Annotated in this window: 14 protein-coding genes; 6 read left to right on the top strand and 8 right to left on the bottom strand. The window is 36.5% G+C overall.

The genetic code is table 11. The features are described from left to right. The first annotated feature begins 31 nt into the window (after window positions 1–31). The 4 genes from GGR22_RS02260 to GGR22_RS02245 are packed head-to-tail and all read left to right on the top strand — an operon-like array spanning window position 32 to window position 2,846. Complete coding sequence (locus tag GGR22_RS02260; RefSeq protein WP_246336908.1) at window positions 32–1,387, top strand: 2TM domain-containing protein; 1,356 nt, start codon at window positions 32–34, stop codon at window positions 1,385–1,387. A gap of 15 nt (window positions 1,388–1,402) precedes the next feature. Next, a complete protein-coding gene (locus GGR22_RS02255; protein ID WP_121374783.1) occupies window positions 1,403–1,720 on the top strand; it encodes a 2TM domain-containing protein in 318 nt (105 codons plus the stop codon). A 1-nt stretch (window position 1,721) separates the two neighbouring features. Next, window positions 1,722–2,039 (top strand): 2TM domain-containing protein, encoded by a 318-nt coding sequence (locus GGR22_RS02250; RefSeq protein WP_121374782.1) that lies wholly within the window; start codon window positions 1,722–1,724, stop codon window positions 2,037–2,039. Between the two features lie 51 nt (window positions 2,040–2,090). After that, window positions 2,091–2,846 (top strand): LytR/AlgR family response regulator transcription factor, encoded by a 756-nt coding sequence (locus tag GGR22_RS02245; RefSeq protein ID WP_182492396.1) that lies wholly within the window; start codon window positions 2,091–2,093, stop codon window positions 2,844–2,846. 162 nt (window positions 2,847–3,008) lie between these two features. On the opposite strand, the gene GGR22_RS02240 is transcribed toward GGR22_RS02245, so the two are convergent. The 6 genes from GGR22_RS02240 to GGR22_RS02215 form a co-directional block, all read right to left on the bottom strand. Further along, on the bottom strand, window positions 3,009–3,191 hold the full coding sequence (locus GGR22_RS02240; protein ID WP_121374780.1) for a CsbD family protein: 183 nt from the start codon (window positions 3,189–3,191) through the stop codon (window positions 3,009–3,011). 87 nt (window positions 3,192–3,278) lie between these two features. Then, window positions 3,279–4,979 carry a S41 family peptidase gene (locus GGR22_RS02235; RefSeq protein ID WP_182492395.1) on the bottom strand — a complete coding sequence of 567 codons (1,701 nt, stop codon included), beginning with the start codon at window positions 4,977–4,979 and terminating at the stop codon, window positions 3,279–3,281. A 2-nt stretch (window positions 4,980–4,981) separates the two neighbouring features. Further along, window positions 4,982–6,004, bottom strand: a complete 1,023-nt coding sequence (locus GGR22_RS02230) for a COX15/CtaA family protein (RefSeq protein WP_182492394.1) — start codon at window positions 6,002–6,004, stop codon at window positions 4,982–4,984. A 35-nt stretch (window positions 6,005–6,039) separates the two neighbouring features. After that, on the bottom strand, window positions 6,040–7,473 hold the full coding sequence (locus tag GGR22_RS02225; RefSeq protein WP_182492393.1) for a CCA tRNA nucleotidyltransferase: 1,434 nt from the start codon (window positions 7,471–7,473) through the stop codon (window positions 6,040–6,042). A gap of 57 nt (window positions 7,474–7,530) precedes the next feature. Beyond that, complete coding sequence (locus GGR22_RS02220; protein WP_182492392.1) at window positions 7,531–8,091, bottom strand: L-threonylcarbamoyladenylate synthase; 561 nt, start codon at window positions 8,089–8,091, stop codon at window positions 7,531–7,533. A gap of 3 nt (window positions 8,092–8,094) precedes the next feature. Continuing rightward, window positions 8,095–8,886: a glycosyltransferase family 2 protein gene (locus tag GGR22_RS02215; RefSeq protein WP_121374775.1), complete on the bottom strand. Its 792-nt coding sequence runs from the start codon at window positions 8,884–8,886 to the stop codon at window positions 8,095–8,097. A 100-nt stretch (window positions 8,887–8,986) separates the two neighbouring features. Here GGR22_RS02215 and GGR22_RS02210 point away from each other — a divergent pair, with 100 nt between their 5' ends. Continuing rightward, entirely contained in the window at window positions 8,987–9,895 is a 909-nt protein-coding gene (locus GGR22_RS02210; protein ID WP_182492391.1) for a hypothetical protein, read from the top strand. Here GGR22_RS02210 and GGR22_RS02205 read toward each other — a convergent pair. Beyond that, complete coding sequence (locus GGR22_RS02205) at window positions 9,890–10,990, bottom strand: glycosyltransferase family 4 protein (protein ID WP_182492390.1); 1,101 nt, start codon at window positions 10,988–10,990, stop codon at window positions 9,890–9,892. The genes GGR22_RS02210 and GGR22_RS02205 overlap by 6 nt on opposite strands. Window positions 10,991–10,995: 5 nt before the next feature. Next, complete coding sequence (locus GGR22_RS02200; protein WP_182492389.1) at window positions 10,996–11,847, bottom strand: glycosyltransferase; 852 nt, start codon at window positions 11,845–11,847, stop codon at window positions 10,996–10,998. A gap of 110 nt (window positions 11,848–11,957) precedes the next feature. Here GGR22_RS02200 and GGR22_RS02195 point away from each other — a divergent pair, with 110 nt between their 5' ends. Continuing rightward, window positions 11,958–12,716 (top strand): lipopolysaccharide kinase InaA family protein, encoded by a 759-nt coding sequence (locus GGR22_RS02195; protein ID WP_182492388.1) that lies wholly within the window; start codon window positions 11,958–11,960, stop codon window positions 12,714–12,716. Window positions 12,717–12,730: the final 14 nt, after the last annotated feature.

Genomic DNA, 12,730 nt, shown 5'->3' with positions numbered 1-12,730 from the left:
GCTACAATACTAAGCAATAATACTATTCCACATGCGAGAAATAATCCGATACATTTTTAAGACAATCATAACAGGCGTTATTGTCAGCTTGGCAATCATGGCAATCATGTTCGTGATCGAAGCTATGTTTGGAAGGGATTTTATCGTGAATGCTTCGTTATTCAAAGAAATGGGCTATTACTCGCTTTATGGAATTGTACTAACTTTTATAAACTCTACATATTTTGACTACCTGAACAACGAAATTGTTTGGGGAAAATATAAAAAGTACAGGATAGCTATCAGCATTCTTGGGAGCATTGTATTGACACTTGTAGGTATTTTTATCGTAAGGATGATCATAGCGTTGGTCATAAACAATCGTACTTATTCTGAATTTTTAGAAAAAGAAAATTTTAGGTTTTATGTCGTCTGCCTGATTATAACGATGATTGTGACCTTATTTTTCCACCTGATTTATTTTTATAAGAAATCACAGGAAAATAAAGTCAAGGAGCAAAAGATTATTGCAGGAACGGCTTCGGCAAAATTCGAGACGCTTAAAAACCAGATCGACCCCCATTTTCTTTTTAACAGCTTGAATGTACTGACATCGCTTATTGAAGAAAATCCGGATAATGCGCAGAAATTCACCACGTCGCTTTCTAAAATCTACCGATATGTTTTAGAACAAAAAGACAAAGAATTAGTAAGTGTAGAAGAAGAACTTTCATTTGCAAAAACCTATATGAATCTTCTAAAAATGCGATTCGAAAATAGCGTTTTTTATGAATTGCCAGAAACTTTAAATAATCCTGATGCAAAAGTAGTTCCCTTGTCATTACAGCTGATTCTCGAAAATACGGTCAAGCACAATATTGCCAGCGAAATGAAGCCGCTTCATATCCGGATTTATGAAAAAGATGATTATCTGATTATCGAAAACGATTACCAAAAAAAGGAAGTATTACAAGACAGAAAAGGAGTAGGATTGCAAAATATTGTCGACCGCTATTCCATCATAACCAATAGAAAAGTAAGAATTGAGCAGACAGAAAAACATTTTAAAGTTGAATTGCCGATGCTCACCAAACAAATAGCAATTATGGAAACAAATTATAATACACAAGAAAGCATGTATCTCAAGGCTCAAAAAAGAATAGAGGATATCAAAGGATTTTATGGCAACCTTACCTCCTATATTGTCGTTATTACCGGATTGGCCATCTTAAACCTGATCAGTTCTCCAAGCCACCTGTGGTTTCTTTATCCAGCAATTGGCTGGGGAATCGGAGTGGCCGTTCACGGAATGTCGGTTTTTAACTACATGCCGTTCTTAGGAAGGGATTGGGAAGAAAAGAAAATCAGGGAACTGATGGAAAAGGATAAGTCGGATAAATGGCAGTAATTTAAGTTGGAAATCATGGAAAATTTTGATTCTGAAAAAATGGCGTATGATAAAGCCAAAAAAAAGGCCAAGGAAATCAGATCCTTCTATTTTAACCTTACGTGCTACTGCGTCGTTATACCGATTTTAATTGTGATTAATTTGGTTTTTGTTCCTCAATTTCACTGGTTTTGGTTTTCGATGTTAGGCTGGGGAACAGGACTTTTATGTCACGGAATGGCAGCTTTCGGTTACAATCCATTTTTAGGAAGAAACTGGGAGGAAAAAAAGCTGAAGCAGTTTATGGAAGAAGAAAAGCAAAAACAACATTATTATAATCAAAAATATAAATAAAATGGAAAATCTGACAGCCATAGAGCAACAAAAGCTAGAAAGAGCGCAAAAACGCGTAAAAGCAATTTCGGGTTTTTATAAACATTTGATTGCATACATCTTGGTCAATCTATTTTTAATTTCGAGAGCCTATTTTAATCTCAAGCCAGGCGAAGAATTTTTTGAATTTTCTAATTTTTCAGTAGCTTTTTTCTGGGGTATCGGACTGGCTTTTAATGCCGCGGGAGTCTTTGGAAGAAATGCCTTTTGGGGACAAAACTGGGAAGAAAAGAAAATTAATGAAATCATGGAAAAAGAAAAAACGGCTAAATGGGAATAGTTTTGTAATTATGAATTATTTTTCCCTTAAACTTTAAACGATCAACCAAAGATGACGACCATAATTATTGAAGACGAAAAGCCTTCTGCAAGATTGTTACAGCGAAAGCTACAGAAATTAGCCATAGAAACGGATACCATGCTGCATTCTGTGGAAGAAGCGATTAATTGGTTTCAGAATAATCCGCATCCGGATTTGATATTTTTGGATATTCAGCTTTCTGACGGCCTGTCTTTTGAGATTTTTGACGTCATCGACATCAAGAGTGCTATTATTTTTACGACAGCCTATGATGAATATGCCTTGAAAGCTTTTAAGTTGAACAGCATCGATTATCTTTTAAAGCCGATAGATGAAGAAGATCTTGAGATTGCTATAAATAAATTTAAGGCACGCCAGCCAAAGTCAGAACCCATGTCGCTTGATTTGGAAATGATAAAGAAGATGCTGGTTAGTCCGGATGTAAAAAGCTATAAGAAGCGTTTTACCATCAAAACAGGACAGCATCTGAAAATGATCAATATTGAAGAAGTTGAATGTTTTTATAGCGAAAATAAAGGCACTTACCTGCATACCATCGACAATCGTGACTATCTTTTGGAAGGAACTTTAGAGCAGCTGGAAACAGAATTGGACCCGAAAGATTTCTTTCGTGTGAGCCGGAAATTCATCGTTCCGATGAAAACGATAAAAGATATTGTAGTGTACAGTAATTCCAGGCTAAAACTCATACTGCCAACCTATAAAGAAGATGAGGTGATTGTGAGCCGGGAGCGTGTCAACGATTTTAAAAGCTGGATAGGATAAAAAAAACTGTTTCAAAAGCCAATCAAATTGATCGGGCTGATGAAACAGTCTTGAATGCATCTTAATCTAAATTTTGCAGCAGCATTTGATTATTTTGAATTCATGAACATGAATTAGATGAAATCACTTTCGGCTGCAAGGGTCAAAAAAAATGGATTCGTATTAATCAAATAATGATTTGATTTCTTTTTCAGTCTTGCCTAGCTTTTTTTGAAGCTTGCCCCACATTTCGTCTTCTTTTCCTTCTTCATACAACAAATCGTCGTCTGTGAGTTCGGCAAATTTTTGCTTAAGTTTTCCTTTAAGCTCGTTCCAGTTTCCTTTAATTTCTCTTGAATTCGGCATACACTTTGTTTTGCGATTAATAGTATTGTAAAGTTACTTGTATCACATCAAAAAGGTATTACATCATTTCTGTAAAGAGTTACATCTTTATTTTTTCAGGATGACTTCAAAGCCTTTGTTGATAAGCGGATCGATTTTATTCTGCAAATCAGAAATGGTCGGTTTGACTACAACATCAGGAACAATTCCGATTCGTTGCGTTTCTTTTTTATCTGTATAAAAAATTCCGACACCAGAAAAAATCATCTTTTCGCCGTTCACCAATGGAATTGGAGTCTCATTTCCATCAGCACCAGAAGTCTGGCTTCCTACGATTGTAATATTAGGAGCCATTTGGAAAATCATCGACCACATTTCAGAAAGACTTTGTGTATTTTCATTTACAAGAATGACGATTTTTCCTTTATAATAATCAGGATTTGTCTTGCCTATATATTTGTAATCTTCTGTAATGATATAGTCTTGCCAGCAAAATCTTCCAGGCTTGCCGAAATCAGGCTTGGTCACAATACCAAACCATTTTGGTTCGGGAAAAAGATAGTTGAAAGTTTTTATGACGCCACCGTTTGGATTATATCCTCTTAGGTCAAAAACAATTCCCTTAGTGTTTTTCATGGCTTTCATGATGCTATCAATCTCAGAAGTTTCAAGTAAAGAAAAGTCTATAAAGCCTACATTGTCTTTGTTTATGACCGAATAGATTGCTTTCTGTGCGACTTCATCATAACGTAATAAATTGTTATCTGGAAGTCCGTCTTCAAACCAAACGCCACTACTTCTGTCGATTCTTTCTATCTTCTTTTCAAACGGTTTTTTGTTTTTGTCATAACCTTTGATGGTAAAACCGCTTCCTTTTTCACCAGAAAACATATAATGGTAAGAATCCCTAAGTTTTACGGAATTGTTTGAAGCCGAAATATATTTTGAATTACGTTGGATAATTTTATCAATCGATTCACCATTAACTGTTTCGATTACATCGCCATATTCGATGCCTAAAGCTTGGCAGGTTTCGACATTTACTGGTTTTGTAACTACAATTTTATTTTCGGCAATCTGATACGTAAAAGGCGCACCGTAATTTCCGAAAATTTCGGTGTATTTTTTTGGTTCGATTCTCGAATGCGTATCTTCGATAGCACCCGAAAAAGCCATCATTGTCTTTTTATAAGAAAGCTTATCTGTCGCGTTTTTAACCAAAGGAATAAATTCTTTCAAGACGGCGTCCCAATCTTTGGAAATCCCATATTTGTACGGATAGAAATATTCAATAACATTCCAAGCTCTGAATAAGTTGAGGATGCGGTAATTTTCTTCCAGTGCTTTTTCTTTGTATTCTTTTTCGTTCTGGCCATTATAACGGATGTTATCTGCCTTTTGGCAATAGTAGCCTCCAGGAATTTGATTGGACGAGACTAAGCCTGAAAGATAATTTTTTTGTGCAACACTAAGATTTTTATCTTTTTGGATCCATGCTGTAGAAACGTTTCTGTTGTCTTGGTCTTTGCAAGAAATCAACTCCGAAGTTTTTACAGCAGTTTTGCTTTTCAAAAAATCCATCCAAACTGCTATCGTTTTTTCGGCTGGCAGTTTTTGATCTAAAGCCGTTATCAATAAGGAATCAGCATCTATTTTTCCGTTGGAAACAATAGGATCGTAATATTTCAGCAATCCCCAAGTTTTGCAGATTGTAACCAAATCTTTATCTGAAATAGAACTTTTCTTTTGGCCGAAAGCCAATGTCGTCACCAAAAGACAACTGCAAATAACGTAAAAGGATTGCTTCATGTTTATTTTATTTCTCTGTTTTTGCTTTCTAAAATTAGATAAAATTGCGTTCCGAACAAAAGCGAGGCGATGACAAGATGAACGGATTGAGAACCGAAAGGGAAATCGTACCAATACATCAAAATTCCTGAAAAAATTTCAATAGCCAGCAGCCACATTACCCAATTCATTTTTTTGAAGCCTAACTTTAATTTATTATTTTGCGTAATCAGAATTACGTTAATCAGCAGAACTATAAAGGAAAAAGTCCTGTGGAAATAAAACCCGATAATCGGATCTTCAAGAATTTTATGCATGGCATCATAGCCATAACTTTTTACTTGCTCGTCTACGAATTGGCGTACTTGTGTACCTAATATTATTTGCGTCAGAGTTAGGATCAGTGAAATAATCAGGACGCTGTCAAACACTTTGTCAAATTTCAATGAGGTAGCTTTTGGCTTGGCCAAATTTAAGATATACAATATAACACAGACAATGAGCAGTGCCATCACCATGTGGATCGTAATTTTTACAGGATTGAGTACAGAATACACTACCGTTGCACCTAGCCAGCCTTGAAAGCCCATCAAGAAGACCACAAGCCATGAAAGCAGAGTGATTTTTTTATTGTCTTTCCAAAGGCTGAAAGAAAAAATAGCCATGACAAAACAGGCGAATCCTGCCAAAGCTCCGACCAAACGGTTGATATATTCTACCCAAGTATGCGTCGGGTTAAAGAGTGCGTAATCGTGTTTTGTATAGACTTGCCAATGATTTTCATCGAATTCGCTTCCCGATTTGAAATTGTCTTGGGCAACCAGTAGTTTTTCACCTCTGATAATTACTTGTCCTTTTTCAAATTCACGGCCCGGAGACCATGTCAGTTCTGAGATATCTGTCGGAGGGATATAATAACCGAAGCATTTTGGCCAATCGGGGCAGCCCATTCCGGAACCGGTCATTCGGACCAAGGCGCCTGCAATAATTACCAAATAGACTAAGACTAATGCGGTTTTGGTAATGGAGGGGAAATGTTTTTTCATCTTTTGTTTATTGGATTGCGTATTTTAGGATAGCGCTATTTTGTTGTTTTTTGTAACCCTAGCTTTGCAGCTCTTTTCAGCATGAATTCATAAGCTGGCTTATATTCATTAGGAATTTCTCCTTCTAAGATAGCTTCTTTGATGGCTTCTTTGAGGATGCCTATTTCTCGCCCTGGTTTTAGGCCAAATGTTTCCATGATTTCTTCGCCAGAAATAGGAGATTGGAATTGGCGGATATGGTCGCGTTCTTCAACTTCTACAATCTTTTGACGTACAATCTTGAAATTATTATGGTATTTCTTGAATTTATTCGGGTTTTTTGTCGTGATATCGGCTTCGCACAAAGTCATTAAGTCTTCAATGTCTTCACCAGCGTCAAAAACAAGCCTGCGTACGGCCGAATCGGTCACAATATCTTGAGACAAGACGATAGGGCGCGAGCTCATCATGACCATTTTTGAAACGTATTTCATCTTATGGTTTAGCGGCATATGAAGTCTTTCGAATAATTTCTTGACCATTTTTCCGCCCACAAATTCATGTCCATGAAACGACCAGCCATTTTTTTTGTGATGGCGTTTCGTAGGTGCTTTTCCGATATCATGGAGCAGGGCAGACCAGCGCAGCCATACATCTTCAGTGTTTGGTGCAATGTTGTCTACTACTTCCAACGTATGGTAAAAATTGTCTTTATGGGTTTGACCTTCCGATTCGTCAACGCCTTCTAAGGCTGTTAATTCTGGCAATATGATGTCGAGCAGTTTTGTTTTGTGCAGCAATAAAAAACCAAGAGAAGGTTTATCAGTCATCAGAATCTTGTTGAGTTCATCAACAATTCTTTCGCCTGAAATGATTTTGATTCTTTCCTTGTTCCTTTCGATAGCCTTGAGCGATTCTTCCTCAATGTCAAAATTGAGCTGTGTTGCAAAACGGATGGCGCGCATCATACGAAGCGGATCATCAGAAAAAGTAATATCCGGATTTAGCGGCGTCTTGATGATTTTGGTTTCCAAGTCAGACAAGCCGTCGAAAGGATCGATAAGTTCTCCAAAATTAGCTTCATTGAGTGACAGTGCTAATGCATTGATCGTGAAATCCCTGCGATTTTGATCATCTTCAAGCGTTCCGTTTTCAACAATAGGATTTCTGCTGTCGAAATTATAGGATTCTTTGCGAGCACCGACAAACTCGATTTCGGTATCTTCAAAACGAAGCATTGCCGTTCCGTAGGTCTTGAAAACTTGGACTTTTGGTTTTTTCGGAAGCATCTCTGAAACTTTCAATGCCAGTTCGATACCGCTTCCAACGGCAACAATATCAATATCTTTCTTGAATTTTCTTTTTAGTAACAGATCTCTAACGAATCCGCCAATGACATAACTGTCGATGTTGAGTTCTTTGGAAGCCTGCGTGATTACATGAAATATTTTACTGTCTACTGCTTCTTTATATGAAGTTTTGTCTTTCATTAATTATGCTTAAAGTTCAGGGTTTAGAGTTGGAAACTATAAACGGGGAACGGAATATTATTTTCGGATTACTTTTACTTGGCTGTCAGCTGTCAGCTTGATAATAGCCGAAGGTTTTCCGGTCATCTTTTCCTGTTGCAAATTTACGACATAGTCGACGCCCTTTATAATCTCAGAGCTGATTTCTTTGAAATTTACAGGCGTTGGCATTCCGGAAATATTAGCCGAAGTCGATACCAGAGGTTTTTTCATACGCTCCAGCAGCTTATAGCAAAAAGGCTCTTTTATGATTCGCATGCCTAGTGTTTTGTCAGGAGCAATGAGATTAGGAGCGATGTTTCTTGGATTGTCTAAAATTAACGTAGTAGGCTTTTCAGACAAGTCTAAAATCTGCCAAGCTACTTCAGGGATATCCTTGAAAACATTGTAAATCATTTTCTCGCCATTCATCAGCACGATCATCGATTTTGTCTCCTCACGTTGTTTTAGGGCATATATTTTTGCTACGGCTTCAGGATTGGTGGCATCACATCCAATTCCCCAGACAGTTTCTGTCGGATATAGAATGATGCCACCTTCTTTGATAACTTCGTAGGCTTTGTGAACCTCTTCGTTCATGTTTTAAGCTGTTTTTAGAATACCATTTGGTACAAATATTATTTTTTCTTTAAAAGCCTTTCTTAATAGCATTATGTTGAAATCGGCATTTTTTCGGCAGAGGATAGGATGGTACATGTGATACAGAATTGCTGAATAATAGACTCTTTTCCAGCCAATACCGTTGTTCATCAATCGCTGCGTCATTTCGGAATCTTCTGGTCCCCAGCCGACAAAATCTTCGTTGTATCCATTTATGGCCATGACATCTTTTTTGAAGAATCCCATGTTACAACCGTATGTTCCGTTGGATGATCCTGAAATATAGCGGTTCGTTCTGTTCCACATGAATCGAGCTCTTATCTGGTGCTTTACATTCCATTTTGTTTCTACGAAAATTTCATGGAGATTAGGCAGTCTTTTTCTTCTGACCAATCTTTTTGTAAGCCTTTCTCTCAGGTTTATTCGGTATCCCGAAATATAAAAACCTTCTTCGGCTTGGAGGCTGTAATCTAATATGAAATTTTTATCCAAAATGCAGTCTTGGTCTGTTGTTATGATAAAATCAGACTCCGACATCATGATGGATTTGTTCAGTATTTTGGCTCTTTGATAGCCAGTATCTTCATGCCAAGCGTGTTTCAGATTTTTGATTTTACTTTTGTACGAATTAATCAAATCTCTTGTTTCTTGTCTCGAACCATCATCAGCAATAATTACTTCATCCGGCTGTTTCTTTTGCCTGACAATGCTTTGCAAGGATAGTTCCAATGCTTCAGGCCAATTGTAAGTTGTGATAATTAAGCAAATTTTCATAGCGGCTTTTTTATGGCAAAATTAGCAATTAAAAATGATATAGCGATTCCTTACATTTGTGTCTTTCTTTTATTATAAACGTATAAAATTATTTAAATCCATGGGCTTAGCGAAATATTGGTATAAATACACCAACAAGAAGAAATACCGCAGCTTGAAAAATAAGCTGAACCAGGAGAAAAGGATAAAAAGATATAACCGTGATTATAGTTCTATTATTCAAGGTATTCTTCATAAAATTCAACATCAAAAAAACTTAAGCTTTAGGCATTCGGGGCATTTGGGCGATATTGTCTATTCTTTGCCTGTCATCAAAGAGCTTTCGAAAACCCATAACTGTACCTTATATATCAGAGCTGACAAACCAATGACTTCTGAATATTATAAGCATCCGTCTGGGAACGTGATGCTCTCAAAAAAAATAATTTCTAAATTTTTGCCGTTGCTGCAAGAACAGGACTACTTGCGCCATGCCGCTTTTTGGGAAGACGAAGAAATAGATATTGATTTGGACTTGTTCAGAGATCTTCCGGTTGATTTCAGTTTCTTATCGCATCGATGGTATTTCCATATCGCAGGTATCCAGCCCGACTTAAATCAAAAATATCTGGAAGTTGCAGATCATGCCACCATAAAAGATAAAGTTGTCATCGTAAGAAGCTTAAGAGCCCAGAACTATTTTGCAGATTACAGTTTTCTTTCTAAATATGAAAACTTGCTTTTTATCGGAATCAGGGAAGAATATGAAGAGCTGAAAAAAATGGTGCCTAACCTCGAATTCTATGATGTAAAAGATTTTTATGAAATGGCACAGATTATCAAATCGTCTAAGTTTTTCTTGGGAAACCAGTCTTTTGCTTATGCGTTGGCAGACGGACTAAAGGTGCCAAGATTACTCGAAGCCAATCCTGAATTTCCGGTAGTGTATCCGATTGGAGAAAAAGCGTATGATTTTTATTTTCAAGAACATTTCGAGTTCTACTTCGACAAGCTGTATACTAATTTATAGGCTTTTGTAAAATTGATAATAGTTCTCTTTGATGACGTGGACATCGTGATTTTCTTGCACTAATCTGAATGCATTTTCGGTAATTCTTTTTGCAACTTCACTATCTGTCAAGACTTTCAAAGTGTATTCTGCCAAAGTTTTTGAATCTTTTATGTCGGTCAAAAACCCCGTTTCGTTGTTTTTAACCACTTCGCGGATGCCGCCTGCATCGGTACTGACAACTGGGACTTTGCATGAAAATGCCTCATATACCGTCAAAGGAAGCCCTTCGGTTAAAGAAGTCAGAAGAAAGACATCAAACTCTGGAAGCAAATCCGGAACGTTATTCTGGTAGCCGGTAAAAATTAACGAATCTTCCAATCCTTTTGAGCGAGTATATTCATGAAGTTCATCCCATAAGACGCCGGTTCCGATAATTACAAATTTAATAGCTAGGCTTTCTGGCTTGGTTTCCAGAATGATTTTTGCTGTATCGATAAAAGTAAAAATGTCTTTCTGGTTCGATAATCCCGCAATATTTCCGACAATTTTCGTAGCATTGTCCATTCCATATTTCTGGTGAAGAAGATTTTGGCTTTTTCGATTTGCGAAAGAAGCAACATCAATAGCATCATAAATGGTGACCAGACGACCTTTATCTGGAATGATGTGGTCAAAAATTGCCTCTACAGCTTTTGAAACCGAAATTATTTTTACGATTCGAGGATGGGAATATTTATATCGGTTTAGGAATTTGTCCTTGATGCGATTGTTTCTCTTTCTGCTTAAGACTATCTTGATTGTGCTCGGTAAAAATTTAATAGCAATCAATGTATAGGTTAGAGCAGTAGAATCATGAACGTGGATAACATCGATATTTTCCTGTTTGCAGATTTTGATAATCGCCTTGATGGTATTAAAAAAGCGGAATTTGTTCTTTTTGTAAGTACGGCAGCCCATCTTTTCGATGCCGCACATTTTTGCTAAATCAGAATTTTGAGGACAGAGAATAAATTGTTTCAAGTCATTTTTTTCCTGCAGAAGCTTATAAACGGTGTACATCTGCAAGTCACCGCCTCTCATGCCAACCATAGTTGTAACATTTAATATCTTCATCCAGATTATTTTATTTTATAAATACCTAAAGCTTTCTTTACTTTTTTGCTTAAGAGAACCAGTTTTACATATAGGCGATTTTTTAAGCTCAAAAACAGCCAATTTTTATGCGGAATCAATTCTCTCTCGATTAAGGTATTTATTTTTTCTGAGACTATGAAATCTTTATTAATATTTGTCCACTTTACATTATCATAACCGTCAAATTCATTCACTTTATTTTTTTCGTGAATGATTGACATCCATAAACGTTTGTTGGTAATCTGGGTAATTCTGGTTTCTTTCTTCCAAAGCGTGTGGTCGTTGAACCAAACTGTTTTTGGTTCTTCATTTTTTTCAATGAGGCTGATGAACGGATTGAAAATATGTTCTTTTTTTCCTAATATAAAACGAGGCTTTACTTGAAGCGAATAGCCTTTTATAATATCGACAGCTTCGTAGTCCTGCGACTTGAATTTATGCTGTACTTCGTTGATGAAATTTTTGTGGATGCAGTCGTCGTTGTCAATTCTTGAAGTAATCAGAAAAGGAATACCTTGTGAGTCTTCAGAAATAAATTGTTGAATTGACGGATAAAATTCAGGCATGCCGTTAATATAAAAAGCCTTGATGTTTGCATGATTCGAAATCAAGTCAGCAATAGCCTTTTTGTATTTTTCAGGCGTAGTAGTATCAAAAAATAAAAGCCAATTAAAATTTTTGTTGGTTTGAGCCGCAACAGAAGGAAAGCAAAAGTTCTCAAAGAGCCACATTCTGTCTTCCATCCATTCATCCGTCAGCAAGGTTTCGTTATTTTTAGTAACGTCCCATTCTGGATTTTTCAGATTAAACCTAGTAATAAGATAGTGTTTAAACATTTATCAGATTCTAATTTACTTTTCAGCAATTTTTTTGTAAATTTAAATTAAATATTTGAACTCTAAAATCGAAAATGGTTACTTTTGTGAACAAAATAAGAAAACCATAGATGCACGAAGTTTACAATCCAAAATTCTTATACCAGAAAGAAGCAATAAAAGACTGTATTGCTAATTTTGAGGCTAAAGGTATTTTGTTTGTTGATGGAAAGCGCAATAAGATTAGGCTTTTTGAGATAGAGGGTATTACGCTGAATGTGAAATCTTTCAAGATTCCTAACTTCGTCAATCAGGTTGCTTACAAATTCTTCAGGCGTTCTAAAGCACGCCGTTCTTTTGAATTTGCAAACATACTTTTGGAAAAAGGAATTGGTACCCCGCAGCCAATCGCTTATTTTGAAAATTTTAAAAATGTTCTTTATGACAGCTATTACATCAGCGAGCAACTGGAAGCTGATCTGACATTTAGAGAACTGACTACCGATTTGAATTATCCTGATCATGAAATGATTCTTCGTCAATTTACCCAGTTTTCGTTCAACTTGCATGAAAACGGAATCGAATTTTTAGATCATACGCCAGGAAATACATTGATTAAGAAAAGAACCGAAGGAAAATACGATTTCTTCTTGGTAGACCTAAACAGAATGCAGTTCCATAAGTCGATGACCTTGAAACAGCGCATCGTGAATCTTTCAAAACTGACGCCCAAAAGAGAACTGGTCGAAGTGATGAGCGATGAATATGCTAAGCTGTATGGAAAGCCTTATGAAGAAATACTGGAAATGATGATTGCCGAAACAGAATCTTTCAGAAACAGGTTCTACAGAAAAAAACGCATCAAGAAAAGACTGCTGTTCTGGAAATAATATTTCTTACCAAT

The organism is Flavobacterium gossypii (assembly GCF_014138495.1).
GTDB lineage: Bacteria > Bacteroidota > Bacteroidia > Flavobacteriales > Flavobacteriaceae > Flavobacterium > Flavobacterium endophyticum.
Note: the sequence above shows the minus strand (reverse complement) of the source record. Positions and strands in the feature narration are given on the sequence as shown.

What these genes read in the sequence shown, in the direction of transcription:
- GGR22_RS02235 (WP_182492395.1), bottom strand. Translation starts at nt 4,979, where the DNA reads ATGAAGCAATCCTTTTACGTTATTTGCAGTTGTCTTTTGGTGACGACA.
- GGR22_RS02195 (WP_182492388.1), top strand. Translation starts at nt 11,958, where the DNA reads ATGCACGAAGTTTACAATCCAAAATTCTTATACCAGAAAGAAGCAATA.
- GGR22_RS02220 (WP_182492392.1), bottom strand. Translation starts at nt 8,091, where the DNA reads ATGAACGAAGAGGTTCACAAAGCCTACGAAGTTATCAAAGAAGGTGGC.
- GGR22_RS02260 (WP_246336908.1), top strand. Translation starts at nt 32, where the DNA reads ATGCGAGAAATAATCCGATACATTTTTAAGACAATCATAACAGGCGTT.
- GGR22_RS02200 (WP_182492389.1), bottom strand. Translation starts at nt 11,847, where the DNA reads ATGTTTAAACACTATCTTATTACTAGGTTTAATCTGAAAAATCCAGAA.
- GGR22_RS02245 (WP_182492396.1), top strand. Translation starts at nt 2,091, where the DNA reads ATGACGACCATAATTATTGAAGACGAAAAGCCTTCTGCAAGATTGTTA.
- GGR22_RS02225 (WP_182492393.1), bottom strand. Translation starts at nt 7,473, where the DNA reads ATGAAAGACAAAACTTCATATAAAGAAGCAGTAGACAGTAAAATATTT.
- GGR22_RS02240 (WP_121374780.1), bottom strand. Translation starts at nt 3,191, where the DNA reads ATGCCGAATTCAAGAGAAATTAAAGGAAACTGGAACGAGCTTAAAGGA.
- GGR22_RS02205 (WP_182492390.1), bottom strand. Translation starts at nt 10,990, where the DNA reads ATGAAGATATTAAATGTTACAACTATGGTTGGCATGAGAGGCGGTGAC.
- GGR22_RS02215 (WP_121374775.1), bottom strand. Translation starts at nt 8,886, where the DNA reads ATGAAAATTTGCTTAATTATCACAACTTACAATTGGCCTGAAGCATTG.
- GGR22_RS02255 (WP_121374783.1), top strand. Translation starts at nt 1,403, where the DNA reads ATGGAAAATTTTGATTCTGAAAAAATGGCGTATGATAAAGCCAAAAAA.
- GGR22_RS02210 (WP_182492391.1), top strand. Translation starts at nt 8,987, where the DNA reads ATGGGCTTAGCGAAATATTGGTATAAATACACCAACAAGAAGAAATAC.
- GGR22_RS02230 (WP_182492394.1), bottom strand. Translation starts at nt 6,004, where the DNA reads ATGAAAAAACATTTCCCCTCCATTACCAAAACCGCATTAGTCTTAGTC.
- GGR22_RS02250 (WP_121374782.1), top strand. Translation starts at nt 1,722, where the DNA reads ATGGAAAATCTGACAGCCATAGAGCAACAAAAGCTAGAAAGAGCGCAA.